15 protein-coding genes and 1 pseudogene are annotated in these 16538 nt (G+C 37.8%); 2 read left to right on the forward strand and 14 right to left on the reverse strand.

Features of this window, described 5'->3' with window-relative positions; all coding sequences use genetic code 11:
* Positions 1-199: 199 nt before the first annotated feature.
* From FQ087_RS08855 to FQ087_RS08875, 5 genes are all read right to left on the reverse strand, one after another.
* Entirely contained in the window at positions 200-1030 is an 831-nt protein-coding gene (locus FQ087_RS08855) for a MerR family transcriptional regulator (RefSeq protein ID WP_149580092.1), read from the reverse strand.
* A 195-nt stretch (positions 1031-1225) separates the two neighbouring features.
* Entirely contained in the window at positions 1226-2236 is a 1011-nt protein-coding gene (gene speB / locus FQ087_RS08860) for an agmatinase (protein WP_149580093.1), read from the reverse strand.
* Positions 2237-2308: 72 nt separating this feature from the next.
* Positions 2309-3487, reverse strand: coding sequence for an iron-containing alcohol dehydrogenase (locus tag FQ087_RS08865; protein ID WP_149580094.1), 1179 nt, complete (start codon positions 3485-3487; stop codon positions 2309-2311).
* Positions 3488-3531: 44 nt separating this feature from the next.
* Entirely contained in the window at positions 3532-5025 is a 1494-nt protein-coding gene (locus tag FQ087_RS08870; protein ID WP_149580095.1) for an aldehyde dehydrogenase family protein, read from the reverse strand.
* Positions 5026-5287: 262 nt separating this feature from the next.
* Complete coding sequence (locus FQ087_RS08875) at positions 5288-6712, reverse strand: APC family permease (protein WP_149580096.1); 1425 nt, start codon at positions 6710-6712, stop codon at positions 5288-5290.
* A 772-nt stretch (positions 6713-7484) separates the two neighbouring features.
* Here FQ087_RS08875 and FQ087_RS08880 point away from each other — a divergent pair.
* Positions 7485-8354 (forward strand): cation diffusion facilitator family transporter, encoded by an 870-nt coding sequence (locus tag FQ087_RS08880; protein WP_149580097.1) that lies wholly within the window; start codon positions 7485-7487, stop codon positions 8352-8354.
* Positions 8355-8684: 330 nt separating this feature from the next.
* Here the strand turns inward: FQ087_RS08880 and FQ087_RS08885 are convergent, their stop codons facing one another.
* The gene (locus FQ087_RS08885; RefSeq protein WP_149580098.1) at positions 8685-9392 is read right to left on the reverse strand and encodes a hypothetical protein; all 708 of its coding nucleotides are present in this window, start codon (positions 9390-9392) and stop codon (positions 8685-8687) included.
* Positions 9393-9588: 196 nt separating this feature from the next.
* Complete coding sequence (locus FQ087_RS08890; RefSeq protein ID WP_149580099.1) at positions 9589-9804, reverse strand: hypothetical protein; 216 nt, start codon at positions 9802-9804, stop codon at positions 9589-9591.
* A 220-nt stretch (positions 9805-10024) separates the two neighbouring features.
* On the opposite strand from FQ087_RS08890, the gene FQ087_RS08895 reads away from it, so the two are divergent.
* Entirely contained in the window at positions 10025-10732 is a 708-nt protein-coding gene (locus FQ087_RS08895; RefSeq protein WP_149580100.1) for a DNA alkylation repair protein, read from the forward strand.
* A 107-nt stretch (positions 10733-10839) separates the two neighbouring features.
* On the opposite strand, the gene FQ087_RS08900 is transcribed toward FQ087_RS08895, so the two are convergent.
* From FQ087_RS08900 to FQ087_RS08925, 7 genes and pseudogenes are all read right to left on the reverse strand, one after another.
* Positions 10840-11244, reverse strand: a complete 405-nt coding sequence (locus tag FQ087_RS08900) for an SRPBCC family protein (protein WP_149580101.1) — start codon at positions 11242-11244, stop codon at positions 10840-10842.
* A 265-nt stretch (positions 11245-11509) separates the two neighbouring features.
* Complete coding sequence (locus tag FQ087_RS08905; protein WP_149580102.1) at positions 11510-11881, reverse strand: iron chaperone; 372 nt, start codon at positions 11879-11881, stop codon at positions 11510-11512.
* 230 nt (positions 11882-12111) lie between these two features.
* The gene (locus FQ087_RS08910) at positions 12112-12633 is read right to left on the reverse strand and encodes a hypothetical protein (protein ID WP_149580103.1); all 522 of its coding nucleotides are present in this window, start codon (positions 12631-12633) and stop codon (positions 12112-12114) included.
* Positions 12634-12671: 38 nt separating this feature from the next.
* Positions 12672-13040, reverse strand: coding sequence for a YecA family protein (locus FQ087_RS23345; protein ID WP_370456071.1), 369 nt, complete (start codon positions 13038-13040; stop codon positions 12672-12674).
* Positions 13041-13553: 513 nt separating this feature from the next.
* Positions 13554-13766 (reverse strand): annotated as a pseudogene (locus tag FQ087_RS23350) (plasmid pRiA4b ORF-3 family protein); the annotation flags it as partial.
* Between the two features lie 210 nt (positions 13767-13976).
* A complete protein-coding gene (locus FQ087_RS08920) occupies positions 13977-14759 on the reverse strand; it encodes a YqhG family protein (RefSeq protein ID WP_149580105.1) in 783 nt (260 codons plus the stop codon).
* 35 nt (positions 14760-14794) lie between these two features.
* Positions 14795-16327, reverse strand: coding sequence for a DEAD/DEAH box helicase (locus tag FQ087_RS08925; RefSeq protein WP_149580106.1), 1533 nt, complete (start codon positions 16325-16327; stop codon positions 14795-14797).
* Between the last annotated feature and the right edge of the window lie 211 nt (positions 16328-16538).

Genomic DNA, 16538 nt, shown 5'->3' on the forward strand with positions numbered 1-16538 from the left:
TATTAGCCATTGTTTGTTGAAGAAGATTATCTATTTATTTTGAAGAGAAATAATTTCAAAGTCTCTCCTTTTAAGTCTTCTTCCATTTTCTCATCATCATCATCTTAATCCTCTTCAAATGGAAAGCCACAAGGTAACCATTCTATTTTAAAAATAGCCGTCATTTTTACATAAATAAAAGTAATCTAACCTAAATGAATCACAGTTTTCGGACGGGAACTTGGATTTCAAAGGTAATCTCATTCGGTTTATCCGTAATCGTGATATCCGAATGCATGATTTGCAATGCATCGCCAGTGATCTGATAATTATTTGCGTCAAGATGATGAAGTATTTCCCTTAAACTTTCGCTACGGCTTGTTAACAATTCACCGTTGTATCGGATACACGCGAATAATCCCCCGGGAATTGTCTTTTGATATGTATTTGGAATATCCTCCTTATTCTTTGCTACAATAAAAATAGTGGAAGGTTCTTCAAAGCGTTCCAATTTAAGATTCATTTCTTCGATTATGATGCCAAGTCTATTGCTAGCAAGAATCGGTGTCTTCTCCGAAAGCATATTCTCTAAATTCAAGACACCATAGCAAAGTTCAAAGTTAGTATTGATTTTCTCATTTAAGGTTAGTAATTGTCTGCTTTTCATCTTACGGAATACAACTTTTTGAAGATCACTTTCTTTTTCTACTTGTTCCAAATAGATGATTTTTCCCCTGATACTTTCCTCCAGCTCATTCAATTCCTTCAATTTTAAAACAAGTTCGTTATGTTTGTTTTTCAAAATATCCAATGACTTACTGAAATTACGTTCATTGAAATACTCTTTTATCTCATCCGTAGTCATCTGAAGTTGCCGTAGTTCTTTAATGGTACCAAGAATTTCATACTGAAAAATGGAGTAGTATCGATACCCTGATTGTGGATCGACAAATTGAGGCTTGAACAAGTCAATCCGATCATAGTGGCGTAATGCCTCCGTGGTAACCCCTCGTAGTTTTGCCATTTCACCAATGGTTAATTTTTCTTTCAATCAGCTTACCTCCTAAAAATCATGTATGGCTACTATATTCCTAGTAAAAATCAAAAAAACTTACCACCTCCAGATATTTTATAGTTTTCTGAGTTTATCATACACTCAGAAAACTATAAAAAGGAAGCGATAAGTTATATTCTCAATTATTTTCCTACTTACTTCAATTTACCCCTGGAGTAAATCAGATACACTTTATTTCAACTCAACAGCCATCCTATTTTCCGTACTTTTTTCAATTAATGCTAACTTACTATTCTCTTTCTCTTTCAAAACATAGCTGAGCAAGTCCAGCAAGATGCGAGCCGCTACTTGCCCCGTTATGCCGGTAGGATCATAGGGAGGCGCCACTTCAACTAAGTCGAAACCAATTACTTCTCCCCTTTTCGCAATTCCTTCCAATAATTCATTCACTTCATCGTAAAGGAGACCGCCTGGGGAAGGTGTGCCCGTTCCAGGCGCGATTGACGGATCCATGCCATCGATATCAATGGTAACATAATATTTTTCTCCTGTTGGTAGCTGTGCTAGCACTTCTTCAATCCCCATTTTCCGCATTTGACGTGGAGATAAAATCACACTACCATAGTCTCTTGCAGCATCAACATCCTCTTTTTTACTACTGCTAATGCCACGGATGCCAAATTGGAATATTTTCTGAACATGATCCAGCTCCGATAAACGGCGGATACAGTTCCCATGGGCATATCGCATTCCGGAGCGGTGATCCGCCCAATCCAAGTGCGCATCAATTTGAATGATATGAAATGGACCCAATTCTTCCAATCCTTTTCCTACTGCCGCCGTGATAGAATGATCTCCCCCTAGCACTACTGGCATAGCACCTTTTGAGACAATTTTACGTATGGCTTGTTCAGTGTTGTCGTGGCATTGCATAAGATCACCATGCACCATATCGACATCGCCGCAATCCACCACGTTCCAATCTGGACCAAGATACGTAATATCATTTTCGATGTCATACGCCCCCTCTAATCCAAAGCTATATAGCGTCGATCCCTCTCGGATTCCCCTAGGTCCCATTCTAGCACCCGATTTCCACTGGGTACCCATATCATTTGGCACCCCAATGATCGCTACATCGGCATCAAGCTGGTCCAAATCTGGGCAAATCGGATACTTTCCAAACGTACATATTCCAGTGAACGGTAAATTCAAAACTTGTTTCTCATTGGGATTCACCATCATTATTACTCCTTTGCTATTCTAGATTCTCACGTCTATGTACATGGAATTCTCCATTGTGTCGTGAGGTTTTTAAATTGACGGTTGCAGTTTATTTTCATACGTATTTTGAAATAGTTTCAAGTAATCATCTTTTGATAATTTACGAGAATTTGTAATTGTACACAAATGATTGAATGCCCCTTCAGCCAAAAATTCAAAATCCTCAGGGTTAACATTAGCTAAATCCCGGAACTTCGGAATGCCAATCTTACTTGCAAGTTCATGTAGCAATACAACACCTTCTTGGGCAATCTCCTCCAAAGTCTTTCCTTCGGCAATCGCTCCAAGTTTTACTGCCACAGTCGCATGTTTTTCCAGATTGGAAGGAATATTATACTCAAATACATGTGGGAGGAAGATGGAGTTCGCAACTCCATGTGGTGTATCATACAACCCTCCAAGCGGTTCGGCCATTGCATGCACTGCACCAAGATCAGCGTTATTAAACGCCATACCTGCGATCATACTTCCCACAAGCATGTTTTGTCTTGCTTCTATATCCTTCCCGTTTTCCACAGCTAGTGGAAGATGTTTGGCGATCAATTCAATGGCATATAAACTTAGGGCATCTGAAATGGGTTCAGCAACATTAGCAGTATACGCTTCTATGGCATGCGTAAGTGCATCCATCCCGGTAGCAGCCGTAATCGACTTAGGCAAAGTTAACGTCAATTCAGGATCCACAATCGCTAGTTTTGGAGCAAGTTTAATATCAAGTATAGCCTCTTTCTTCTTTGTAACTGTATCTGTAATCACAGAACCCGAAGTCACTTCACTACCTGTCCCCGAAGTGGTTGGGATACAAATAAGTGGTGTAATTTCCCGTTCAAGCTTATCAAAATCATAGTAATCTTTAAGCTCTCCATCATGTGTGAAGAGTACTCCAATCGCTTTGGCCGTATCCATGGAACTTCCGCCACCAAGGCCTATCAACAGATCAATCTGTTCATCTTTGAATTTTTCGTAGGCCTTTACGCAATCTACGTCTTTCGGGTTCGGCGTTATTTCATCATAAACTAGATAGGAAACCCCTTCTTGTTCCAAAGAATCGGTTATCCTTTCCAAAATCCCCGTTTGGGCAAGTCCTTTATCGGTAATAATGAGTACTTTCTCACCCCCAAGCTCTTTCGCTCTTTTCCCTACATTGTTAACAGTCCCATTTCCAAATTCAATAGAAGTCGGTACATTAAAATTAAATTCCCATCTCATAACTCATTTCTCCTTTCCATTTTTAAATGCTCTTATCTTTCCTATCATTGACTTTGTACGATTTGTCCTCTTTCAAACCAGTTCGTTGGAACGACGTCTAAGTTAATATTGATTTGCTTCACTTCCGAAAATTCATCCAAACCGAAAGTACCCAATCCGCGGCCAAGTCCACTTTGCTTATAGCCTCCCCACGGAGCTTCAGCATAAGCAAGATTGAAGGCATTAATCGATGTAATACCTGCTCTTATTTTTTTAATAACCCGTAAAGCTTTAGCATCATCTTGGGAGAACACACCAGCTGCTAGACCATACGGCGTATCGTTTGCAAGCTTGATTGCCTCTGCTTCATCTTTGAACTTTTGAATAACGAGTACAGGTCCGAAGATCTCTTCTCTCACGATTTTCATGTCAGGCGTCGTGTTAATAAATATTGTCGGCTCGACAAAATACCCCTGTTCAAGCCCACCGCTTGTAATCCGTTTACCGCCACAAACCAATTCAGCCCCTTCATCGATACCGGCTTGGATATAATTAAGTACTGTATTCATGTGTCCTTCACTAACAAGGGCACCCATATCTGTCGCTGGATCATCACCACGACCCACCCGTATATTTTTCGTTTTACGAATTAGGCTGTCAACGAACTTGTCATGAATGCTTTCTTCAAGTAGCAATCGGGATCCTGCGTTACAGACTTGCCCAGCATTTACAAAAATGCCATAAAGTGCATAGTCAACTGCTGTTTCAAAGTCTGCATCAGCAAAGATGATATTCGGTGACTTACCCCCTAATTCAAGTGCCGTTTTCTTAATATTTCCTGATGCTGCTTTCATGATGGATCTACCTGTCTCTGTGCTACCAGTGAATGAAATCATATCGACTTTATCGCTCTCAGCCAATTCATTTCCGACCGACGAACCTCCACCTGTCACCAAATTCACAACGCCGGCTGGAATTCCTACTTCTTCAAGGATTTCGAATAACTTGACCGTGGTGATTGGCGTCAGCTCCGATGGCTTGAAAACAATCGTATTTCCTGCTGCGAGTGCAGGCGCAATTTTCCACGCACCTGTCAATAACGGGAAGTTCCAAGGGGCAATCATGCCGCATACGCCTACTGGTTCACGGACAATCAGTCCCTGTACCGGATCGGAAACTGAATACGTTTGATCGTTTGGTTTTGTGACTAGGTCGCCATAGTATCGAAAACAATCGACAGCATCTGCAACATCAAATTCCGCTTCTCGTAGAGGTTTACCGACATTCGACATTTCAAGTGCACTCAGCTCTGCTGCATTTTCCTCAAGTTTGTCTGCAATTTTAAACAAATAAGATGCTTTTTCTGAAGCCGGCAAATCTGACCAAATACCGGAATCAAATGCATTACGTGCTGCATCAATAGCATTCCGCGTTTCCTCCACACTTGCTCTTGTCGCTTCTGCAATCACTTCTTTATCTGCCGGATTGATAATCTGGCGCGTTTCCTGATCTGCAGCATATAGCCATTCACCATTAATGAACATTTTCAACTTTAGCAATTTAGTAACCCCCTAATTTATAATGAGTGATAGAAGTTGCCTAACCTAACTTCTGATATTTCTATTCCAGGTAACGGGTTTAATACATTATTTTTTAATTCATATTCTCATCCTATGATTTTCAATGTTTCTATCTCATATTTTTCGAACAAACTGTGTTCATTTTCGAAATTCTACCTTTTCGAATAGCATCACCCCTTTCAATGCCCTATCCTAACTCCATCTGAGATGCGCATTAACTCTTAATGAAAACCCTTACATTTTAGCGTATCTTTTCCATATAGACTTTCTCAGGAACCGTTTCTTTCTCTGAATCCATCTCTACTTCTGGAACCATTTCTTCCTCAGGAATAATCTCCTTATCAAAACTGAACTCTGGCAATTGCTGTTTGAAAAACTTTGTCATATAGAGTAAATACACAAAGCCACATGCTACCCAGATGCCACCAAGAATCATTGCGTCTAGCTCCAAGTGCGACCATAGCCAAAGCGTGAATCCTGCTCCAAGTAGAGGCATAAACAGATACCGCATGTATTCATTGAATGAAGAGCGCTTACGATTTCGAATGAAATAATGAGCGATCACAGACAAATTAACTGACGTGAACGCAATAAGCGCTCCAAAATTAATAAACTTAATGACTTGATCGAGTGTCAGCACGATACCAAGCAACGAAATGATCCCGATTACAATAATCCCCGTTGACGGTGTTTTAAAACGGGAATGGATATGACCAAATACTTTTTTAGGCAATACAGAATCTCGTCCCATTGCATACAACACACGCGATGCGCTTGTAGTCGAAGCCACACCTGAAGAGAAATTCCCTAAAATTACCGCGGTTACAAATAGGGATTGAAATAAATTACCTCCTACCAAGAAGACAACTTCCATCGCTGCAGAATCTGTGTTTTCAAACAAAAAGCCCGGGTGTACCAATTGTGCCAAATAGGCTGATCCTATATAAAGAACACCAATCGTCACGAGCATGATGATAATGGCTCTTGGTATCGTTTTTTCAGGATTGATTGTTTCTTCCGAAAGCGTCGTTAGGGAGTCAAAGCCAAGAAAACTGAAACAAAGAATGGACGCTCCTGCCAAAATCACAGGCAATTCGATGTCGTTATTGAACAAAGGTTGAATAGAGAAAAGAGTACCTGCTCCAACACCAGCCATTAAACTTTTTGCAGTCAAAATCCAGAAAACACCAACAAAAATTACTTGTGCAATAACAAATATCTTTCCAGCGAATGCAGAGAACTTAACACCTAAGATGCTAGGTATGGCGATTGTTGCAGTTAATATGATTATCCATAGGGCATGAGGGATTTCAGGAAACACTGCGTGTAAAAATACAGTCGACATTAAGCAAGTAACCATCGGTGTCAACATATAATCCAACATTATTGTCCAACCGACAAGAAACCCTATTTGCGGATTAATAGACTTCTGTGTGAATGTATAAGCCGAACCAGCGATTGGAAATGCTTTTGCCATCTTTCCATAACTAAATGCGGTGAACAGGATTGCAAGAAAGGCGACGACGTATGCCCCCATGATGACCCCTTGCGAAGTAACAGTAGCGATTCCATACGTATTGAAGAATACCATCGGGTTATTCCATGCAATCCCTAAAAATACTACCTGAGACAAAGTCAGCGTTCGAATTAACGTTTGCCGTTCCATAAAAGTCCCCCACTCATTTTTTAATTCATCATTCAAACTATTCAAACTTTCGTTATTACTGACTATAAAGCTTTTTGTTACACAAAGGTCAACAGCTATTTTACAATTATCAAAAAAAGAAGATATATGCCTATTTTGACTTGAATGGAGTGTGATTTCCCCTAAATGTAGAAAGTAATATCCCTGTAATGAAGAATCGGTTACGAGTAAACACGAAGCAACAACATTTATGAAAGTCTATGTAGAAATTCAAATTCCCGGCTATCTATCGGCCTCCCCTTCACTCCTACAATAATAAAAATAGTAGTGCAAACCATTGTCCTGGTCTGCACTACTAAGTCTGTTTCAGTAAAAAACTAAATTTCCAATCACTAGTGTTGCATAAAAACGTATATCTGTGGATTTTCATATTTTAAGGTTATTGCATTTGATTTTACAACTAGCCGAATAATAGTAAATCAAAAATTCCATTCTGTAACCTAACGAATTATTGTCAATTATTTTGTTAAAATGAACACCATTTTATTGTGAATTCTTTTTATCTTTGTTATGATATTTAGACGCCTAATTTTAGTGAGTGATGATAAATATGATACAACTTATGTCTACACCAAACTATATATTTTTTGACCCAAAACCCTTGACTGCTACCAGTCAAGGGTTTTTGTTGCCTAAAGGAAAGAATTGTCCTTTAGGCAATTAACAAAAAAATAAAGTTTAAAACAAGGCCGTTGCAAATCTAATGTTGGATAAATAGATGGGAGTGAAAGTGTTGGAAAATCAAAAATATAATGATCTTAAATTAGGAGAACGTGGAGCAATCCTTAGTATTATTGCTTATATATTCCTATCCATCATTAAATTAGTTGTTGGATATTTGAGTGACTCTGCGGCATTAAAAGCAGATGGCTTAAACAATACAACTGATATCATTGCATCCATAGCTGTTCTGGTAGGATTGAGACTTTCACAAAAGCCACCTGACAAAGACCATGGCTACGGTCATTGGAAGAGTGAAACAATTGCCTCAATGGTCGCTTCATTCATTATGCTGGCAGTTGGGATTCAAGTTTTAACTGAAGCATTTACCTCAGGGTTTCAAGGAGGTAAGGAATCCCCTCATATTGGCGCTGCTTATGTAGGTATATTTTCTTCATTAGTTATGTATTTTGTCTACCGCTACAACAAAAAATTAGCTGAAAAAATTAATAGCAAAGCAGTTATGGCCGCTGCAAAAGATAATATTTCAGATGCTTGGGTAAGTATAGGAACAGCTATAGGTATATTTGGTTCACAATTAAATATGCCATGGTTGGATACACTAACTGCCATAATCGTTGGCCTATTGATATGTAAAACAGCTTGGGATATCTTCAAACAAGCCTCACACGAACTTTCAGATGGATTTGATGTAGATAAAATTAAACTATATGAGGCAATCATCAGAAAAGTGGCTGGCGTAATCGATATTAAAAAAATTAAAGGACGGAACTACGGGAATAATGAAGTAATAGATGTTGTAATTTTAGTTGATGCATCGTTAGATATTAAAGATGCCCATGATATAGCAAGCCTTGTTGAAAAAGTTTTGATAAATAACCATGGTGTTTACGATGTACATGTACATGTGGAGCCTGAATAAATTATAAATGATAACAAATAAGTAACGATTCCCATGAATGAGGTATCAGGTTTATGATCACCAACAATCGCGCCCTATTCTTGAATATTGAAAAGGTATTTTTCATTGGATGGAAACTTTGATTTACCCGTTTTCTGTACTTACAAAGTAAAAAGTCCCGAATAATTTCTCCGGTGTTGATATTTTCAACTCATATACTTTCATGTCAGGCATATTACTACGCCAACACGGTATTTATGCTTGGAGCATTAATTAATAATGGGTGGGAGCAATAACTTGTTTATTGGTCCCCACTCCACTTTTATTGCCCAGTTCGCTGTGAATAACTAACTATCGAGTTAAGCCTGAAAATCCAATCTGTTTACTAGTTAACTTCTTTACCCATTCACTATCATTCCAACTATTAGGGTTGTCAATCGTTAGATTTTCTCCACGCACCATGCAATCATAACTATCTTTTGCACCACTATACCAATCAACAATGACTAACTTGCCGTTTACATTACGTACAAGAAATTCAGTACCTTCACCATAACTACCTACAGACTTAATAATTTCCACTGGTAAGTGTAAATAGAGAAAACCTCCATCCACATCATCCGTATACTCTACTTCCCAAGAGCCAATCTCAATATTTTGCACCTTATCATTAAAATTTCCATACAAATTATACTGAGATTGAATTTTCTTTTGCGTATACTGCTTAAGGTTATCGTTATCGATAAATGTATCTAATTCAATATCGGAACCGTTCCAGACCGCTTTATAATAGTCAGTCAGCGCTCTCATACACATTTCATAAGCCGTTTCAGAATCCTGAATAGATAGTTCCCCTTCATTCTTAGCTTCATATTCAGGAGAATCCTGTACTACATTACGTTCCGTGCTGGGCTTAATTTCTGTGTTTATAACACTATCTGCGCTGCTTTCTTCCGAGACTTCAGGCATATTTTTTTCGTTATTACCAATTATTTTATCTTGAGTACATCCAACTAAAACAAGCCCCATTACGATAAAAAACATAAGTAATCTTGTCATAACATCTCCTCTTTCGTATAGAAGTTATTCATTAACAAGGGCTACAATTCCTTCTGCAACTATCCCGCTATCATTAATTCTATATGTCTTACTCAACAATTTTTTTTACACTCCCATACTATGTCAATCCTTTACCTCAATAAGCTATCCCCTATAATTTATTCCGTTCTTGCGCTCGATTTTTTTATGCTTCACCTCAGGAGTTATATCCAAAAGAAACTGCAATTACTAATGCAGATATTGATAATACGATCATAACCGCACAAATAATAGTTATTATTACAATTAAGCTCTTTGGCGTCTCAAAACGCGTTTTCCAAATAGCTACTAGTAAAATCAAGCTCACAAATATAATAATCACAAAAATGGAAAGAAGCGCATAACGCTCTTTAATCATAACCCATAAATCCATTACATCTGCTCCTCCCCGATAAACTTTAAATGACTATATTTGTCTACTTGTATTTTACAGTAATTACCGATCTTTATTTCAAAACTACACCTACATAACATCTATGCAATTAACGATAGTTTTAATGACAAATGGTAAGTGTTTGTTATAGGATAATGATGACGAATGTAATGGGCAAAGTAGTAGAGCGAAAACTCCAAAAAGAAGGAAGTGCTAAACGATGAATTTAGAAATGGTTATGCAGGAGCTTGAAGCCCTTGGCAAGGAACGAACTAAAAAAATATACGCATCTAATGGTGCACATGAGCCGCTTTTTGGCGTGGCTACAGGTGCTATGAAACCAATTGTTAAAAAAATAAAAATAAATCAGCCTTTAGCTGAAGAACTTTATGCTACAGGAAACTATGATGCAATGTACTTTGCAGGCATTATTGCAGACCCAAAAGCCATGTCGGAGTCGGATTATGATCGTTGGATGGATGAGGCGTATTTTTATATGCTATCTGATTATGTAGTGGCCGTAACTTTATCAGAGTCAGATATTGCACAAGAAGTTGCTGATAAATGGATCGCAAGCGATGAAGAGCTAAGAATGTCAGCGGGCTGGAGTTGCTATTGTTGGCTTTTAGGGAATCGACGAGACGTTGAATTTTCGGATCGCAAGATTTCCAATATGCTTGACATCGTGAAAAATACGATTCACGATGCGCCAGAACGAACGAAATCCGCTATGAATAATTTTCTATACACCGTGGGGGTTTCCTATCTGCCGCTTCATGAAAAAGCGATTGAGACCGCAACGGCAGTAGGTACTGTTGAAATCAAACGGGACAAGAAAAAAACCAGTATCCTAAACGCTTACGAAAACATTCAAAAAGAAGTCGATAAAGGAAAGATTGGTTTTAAACGCAAGCATGTAAGATGTTGAAAATTATCCATTCACAACGAACGATTGTTAATTATCAAGGGCGTTAATCCAAGAAGGATTGACGTTCCTTAGTCGGACAAGGATTTGATTGTCCCGTTTGATATTTGTTAAACGAATGGTAGTTCTTTTCCCTCTACCAATGCTTTCAAATTTGCTAATGACTCATCATAACCACCCGAATTTATAGTAACTCTTGTATAATCTCCATCTTCATCCTCAACTAAAATAAATGATAGAAGCAATTGTTGGGAGTCTAAGTAAAGAGCAAACTCTTGATAAGTAATCACCTTTTCAATTGTTAACGACATCTGATGCTCCTCCGTCAGATTATTATAAGCACTGGGCATTAACGTAAACGTCACTTTCTCTCCAGTTTTTAAATGAGGGATTTTCCAAGGTGATCCTGGTGCATACCATTGTAAGAGCTTATTCTCATTTGTTATAGCATCCCAAACTGTTTCTTTATCACCATTTATCAAAACAGAACTTCTATCTGGAGTATTATTATCCATAACCATTCCTCCTGAAATTTATTTATATAGAGGTCTTCAACTATAGGGAACTATTGTTGAAAATCATACTCTTTATTCTAAAGCTACATTTTACAACTTTAGAATAAGGTTTAATTAAAAAGACGCTGTAACCAGTTATTATATTATATAAGAAACCCACACATTTTGAAAAAAGATAGTTCAAAATGTGTGGGTTTTATTGTGGATTAGATTGTTTTTGCAAAAGTCTACTTAAAATTAATGACCCGCTTGCAAATCCAGGTTTTTATTTGCGCCAAAAAGTTGAGCAGTCTGCCTTATCTGAAATATTAAACGCAATCATTTTTTCAAGTAATGAGAAATCAACCGGACGATCCCATGAGATACGCACCAACTGCTTAGTGTGATCATAGCCAGCCTGCACAATTTCATCACTAAAATGAGTAATCCCTACACTTTCAGGGGCAACAGCCAAATGTTTTTTAGCGATGCTAAAGCCGATAATATACGTGCCATGATCGGTAAACATAGGCTGGTTCCACGCGATTTTTGGCTCTAAATTTGGAAACTCTCTAGCAACCCAAGCTAAAATCTCTTCTGTTCGGTTTCGATATTGTGGATCATCAATTTGCGCTAGATATTCTGTAAAAACGCCCATGTCGTTCTCTCCTCGTATAAAAAAATATATTTGAACGATGTAATTTTTCATGCTGATGCGCTGTGATGTCAATCACTCAATATTTAACTGTTTTATTCATTGTAATGCAATTCCACCGTTACCGATTAGCCAAATTACATGACTTATCCACATCACCCCCTCTATCAAGGGCCGTATAATCGCGCATCAAAAACCAGCCTTCTATAAGGAAAACTGATTATTTGTCTGCATTATTCTTTTATCGCATTCAATACTTCTAACGTTTCCAAAACACTGTCTAGGAAATCTGCAATGTCCCCCATATGTTCCTCATTAATTTTAGAATTGAATTTCACTTCAATCATGTCCTGGTAAGAGGGAGCACCTTGTTCAAACACGAAGCTCACTGTTTGCGTTAACTGGATATCATTTTCCCAAATCGTGTATAGTGCTTGCTCAATCTGTTTGCACTGAGTCGCTACATTTTGAATATGCTTTGTAAATTTGACAAACAACAAGCAACCCAGCCTCTGATCAGGCACCTCCAATATCTCACCTGCTAAATCCTTTAAGGATGCCTCTAATACAATCTCTGCTGTAACAGTTGGTCGATCGACTAGCGTAAATTGAATAGCAAAATACCTAGCCATAATGGCAAAATCCATTCGATCAACTCGGTTAATTATCGTTATTTTACGATCTAAATTATCTAAATCATAGACTTGATTTTCAAACGTTACTTTTAAATTATCAAAAATTGTTGGATCATACAACTTAACTCCTCCAAATAACAACCGGTTTTAGTAGTGCTTTATTTCCCGCAACATTTCTTATGTTTTTTCCCACTGCCACAAGGGCAAGGTTCGTTTCGACCGGTTTTACCACCATCGATTACGTTAAATGGCGTGTCCTGAAGTGGCATAAAGTGATGTCTTCCCATTTGAGCAAGTTCATGAGGTGTATGACCTCTATTTTCCCAAATACGTGTATTATTCGAGAGCATAGTAATAGCTTGCATATATTCATTCAGTTGCTTCATATCAATAAATTCAAAACGGCCTACAAACTCCCGCACAACACCTTGGAAATCAGTATTCACGACTTGTAATTGACCGACCAATTCATCTAGTTCTTTCTTAATCAGGAGTGTATTGCCGCCGAAAAAATCTTTCGCAAGCATTTTTCCAAGTTTTTCTTGATGGCTAGTCTTTTCATAATATAAATCATCTACGTAGCGTAATAGTTCTTCTCTTGCAGGAATATAAAATGGCTTGCCTTTGGTTCCCTCTAAATATGGGGAATAATTCCCGAGATTTTTAATGGTTTCATGGATCAATGCTCGCCTATTTGTAAACGCAATTTCTTTCCCTAGCTGTTTTGTATAATGAGCATCTGATAAAAGTGCTCGCAGCTCACTACTAGATATAGATGGCTCATTTTGAGCATTGTAAATCTCCAAAAACTTCGAATACCCAATAAATCCGAATAAATTAGTACACGCAATAGCGTACTGGATTATACGATTTTTGTTAGCTAGTTGGTCAATATCTACCAACTCGTCACTACGATATTTATCCGAAAGGACATAATAATTTTCATGATCAATAGATTGCCATTCAGTCTTTTTGTATTTCACATATTTTAAACTGTCATTCAGCCAAGAAATATCGAGAGGTACATAGTACTGCTCTTCTGCCCATGCATAGGTGGATAAGTAATCTGGATGAGTGGGGTCCTGATACACTTCTAGAAACGCTTCGTATCCAGGTGGACCGCCAACATCCTCCGGTGGCGCCGTTCCCTCCCCGCCAAGTAATGTCGGAAACCCAAAATAATAATCATCTACTACTTCTTCAAGCTCCACCAGAATACGCCAGTCGTCTCCAAAATCACAGTTATAAATAAAATGGACGTGTTTTTCAAGTTACGCATCGATTTTAATGCGCGCTGGCTGCTTGACCGTTTTTCCAATATACGCCTTATCATCGAGACTGCTATTACTGACTATTTTACCGTATATTATCCAAAACTTCGAAGAAAAGACCTTTCGCAAGTTCACTGAACTTGCAAAAGGTCTTGCCTATTCAAGGTAATTTCTCGTGTCACTACTTCAAATTCATTTCAAGTAAAACAATCCACCATTGATGATGTCAATTTTAATTCTCGCTGCGAATTGTTGGTCCATCGCCTCTTTCTCAATCTCATAACAATCCGGCTTATTTTCTACCCCTTCGTAGAAGTACTCTAATACCCTGCGATCCTTTTGCCATCTCAACTTCGCTTCTTCAGCCCATGTGTGATCCTCTTTCTGTATGATGTTGTCAATTATTCCATCCAATCGTTCAAGGGCACGAATGGGCTTTATAATATAAGGTAGATTATAGGTGTTTGCCGACATAGTGGTATCTAAATCCACTCCACTTAACAATTCCTGAAACCTCTCTAACACCTGCCCTGTCATTAAGTTAATGCCTAACGAATAAAGAATTTCTTTCGTTTGATCACTGTAATACGATATTTTATAATTAACACCTAGCCAAGGCGTTAATATCGTTTTCTTTTCAAGTTTATTTTCTACCCGTTCATGCATCTGAACAAACGAGCCCATCTCTTTCGTTGCTTGAAACAATTGACTGAGCCGTAGGGAACCGAAGTGGACAACTTCCCCTTTAACGTCTTCAACAAGCCTATTTTTATCTGTGATAAAAGTTAGTTGTGCTGGACTGGGCTCGTCATCTGTACTCTCTATATACTTCCAATAAAATGGTCTATTCATAATTTTTTTATCCATTTCAATCGTTAATTGGACATTGATATAGTGATCATTGTCATTTAATATTTGGCAATTATTTTCATGAAAAAACTGGCGTAAATAACTGTGAATTTGTTGCGGGTACATGTAATTCCTCCTTTAAATACCCAAGTACTTTCATCTCAAATGGATTTTTTGAAAGCGGATAGTATATCATCTAATTCACCCACTACTTGCTCAAAGACTCCAATTTTCACTTGAAGTAAATCCAATATATGGTCTTCGATTGTATTCTGAATGGCTAAATTGTATATATGGACGTCATGCTCTTGCCCTAACCGATGGACACGTCCAATTCTTTGCTCTAACTTCATGGGGTTCCATGGTAAATCATAATTAATGACGTGGTGACAAAATTGTAGGTTAATCCCTTCACTACCCGATTCCGTTGCAATTAGCACCTGCGCTTGTTCTTTAAACAGCTGCTTCATCCACTCTCGTTTATTCTTGTTGAATTGTCCGTTAAAAGGAACGCTTGTGATTCCTTTTGATTGTAAATACCATTGCAAATAGGTTTGACTCGCACGATATTCGGTAAAGAGTATAACCTTATCATTTGCCTGAGCAATAATTTCATAAGCTTTTTCTGCTTTTGAATTTATGTCTAGACCCATTAACTTTTGAATAATTCCTTCCATATACGAAATGTCTTCGGGTTTAGTGCATTTTTGAAGCATATTAGTTAAAGTCAAGCATGTAGCTTCCTTACTACTACACATCTCCCTTTGTAGCGTAATCATAGAAAAGGCATCCGAAAAATCAGGACACACATTTTTAAGATCTGAAATGAGATCATATACTTCTTTTTCTTCTTTAGTAAAATCAATGGGTATTATTTGAACACGACGATTCGTCCATTCAATTCCAGTATCCTGTCTTCTATTTCTTACCATCACTTGATTAACCAATTCTTTCAAATAATCGTCATGTTCCACGTTGTGTTTACTCGCGGAAAACGACGATTGAAACGTCTCATAATTACCTAGGTGTCCTGGTTTTAGTAAAGAAATGAGGTAAAAAAGTTCAAACACATCATTTTGAATTGGAGTTGCAGTTAACAACAAACAAAACTTTTTCTTTAAATTTTGTACGAACTCATAGTTTTTAGTTTTATGATTTTTTAATTTATGGGCTTCGTCAATGATGATCAAATCATACTCTTGATCGTAGATGTTTTCTTTATGTGGGCTTCTTTTTGCCATATCAATACTCATAACAACAATTGTAAATTGATTTAAGTCGTAATTTTTTTTATACTGCATAGCTGGAATATGAAATTTCTGGTTCAGTTCTTCAATCCATTGATTGACAAGAGAAGCTGGGACCAGAATTAACGCCTTCTTCACAAGGCCTCTGACTAAATACTCCTTCAAGATTAAACCCGCTTCAATGGTTTTACCGAGTCCCACTTCGTCTGCAAGAATCGCTTTTCCATTCATCCTTTCAATGACCGTTTCCGCCACTTTCAATTGATGGGCAAGTGGCGTAAGATTGGGTAAATACTTAGGTGATTGAAGACCATAGAAATCTGTAATCAAGTTCGTTTTGACTGCCTCATAACTCATCCTATATAATGTCCAACTATCCCATGCTTCACGATTCTCCAATCGCTCTGTAAAGCCTTCTTTCCACTCAGACGACTTTTCAATTATCATAACAATCACCTCATATCACTTTCTCTTTCTTATTAGATTGTCCCAAAACGAAGTTCCTATGTTTATTGAATTTGAAATTAAAGGCTCTATCTTGTTTTCAAAAAACAAAAAGACATGAAACGCACAACCCAGAAGGTCAAGCATTCCATGTCTTACCGTTTATTAATAAAGGCTCCGGAGTATACACCCAGTTCGAGAATCCTAATTCCCA

Origin of the sequence: Sporosarcina sp. ANT_H38, assembly GCF_008369195.1 — a bacterium.
Lineage (GTDB): Bacteria > Bacillota > Bacilli > Bacillales_A > Planococcaceae > Sporosarcina.